At 67.4% G+C, this 1,149-nt stretch carries 1 protein-coding gene; it reads right to left on the bottom strand.

The genetic code is table 11. The features are described from left to right. On the bottom strand, nt 1–1,043 hold a 1,043-nt coding region (locus Q7V15_RS10800; RefSeq protein ID WP_304755568.1), incomplete at its 3' end, for a Clp protease N-terminal domain-containing protein. Nucleotides 1,044–1,149 lie beyond the last annotated feature (106 nt).

The following is a 1,149-nucleotide window of genomic DNA, read 5'->3' as shown; positions in this document are numbered from 1 at the left end:
GAGATGGTGTCCTCCACCGTCGGCTCGGACACGAAGACCGGCTGGAAGCGGCGGGCCAGGGCCGCGTCCTTCTCCTCATGCTTGCGATAATCATCCAGCGTCGTGGCGCCGACGCAGTGCAGTTCGCCCCGCGCCAGGGCGGGTTTCAATAGGTTGGAGGCGTCCATGGCGCCTTCGGATTTGCCCGCGCCCACCAGGGTGTGCATCTCGTCGATGAACAGGATGATCGAGCCCTCGGCGGCGGTGACCTCGTTGAGCACGGCCTTCAGCCGCTCCTCGAACTCACCGCGGTACTTCGCCCCGGCGATTAGGGAGCCCATGTCCAGGGACAGGAGCTTCTTGTCCTTGAGGCTTTCGGGCACGTCGCCGTTGACGATGCGCAGGGCCAGCCCCTCCACGATCGCGGTCTTGCCGACGCCGGGCTCGCCGATCAGGACGGGATTGTTCTTGGTGCGTCGCGACAGCACCTGGATGGTCCGGCGGATCTCCTCATCCCGGCCGATGACCGGGTCGAGCTTCTGGTCCCGGGCGGCCTGGGTCAGGTCGCGGGCATAGCGCTTCAGGGCGTCATAGCCCTCTTCCGCCGAGGCGGAATCGGCTGTGCGGCCCTTGCGGACGTCGCTGGCGGCGCTCTCTAGAGCGCTGGCCTTGACGCCGGCGCTCTTCAGGGCGTCGGCCGCCTCCCCCCCTTCGGCGGCGATGGCCAGCAACAGGCGTTCGGTGGTGACGAAGGCGTCGCCGGCGGTCTTGGCGTCGGCCTCGGCCTTGGCGAAGACCCGGGCGGTCTCTGGCGCCATATAGAGCTGGCCCGAGCCCCCCTCGACCTTGGCGCGTTTGGCGAGCGCCGCTTCAACGGTGGCGTCGGCCTCGTCGGGCCGGCCGCCGGCGCTCTGGATGAGCGCGCGGGACAGGCCGTCCTTCTCCTCCAGCAGAACCTTGAGGAGGTGAATGGGAGCAAGCTGTTGGTGTCGGCGGGCGAGCGCGAGGCTCTGGGCCGACTGGATCGCCTGTTTGGCGCGATCGGAATAGACATCGATGTTCATGGCATCCCCTCATAGGCGGATTGACGGGTCCTGCCTTGAGCAAGCGCAAGCCCGTGGATCAGATGTAGGTGTGACACTTCGGCCACACAAGCGAGAGACCCCGGTT

The sequence above is a fragment of the Phenylobacterium sp. genome (genome assembly GCF_030651755.1).
In the GTDB taxonomy this organism is placed as follows: Bacteria; Pseudomonadota; Alphaproteobacteria; order Caulobacterales; family Caulobacteraceae; genus Phenylobacterium.
This window is presented reverse-complemented; position numbering and strand designations above follow the sequence as displayed.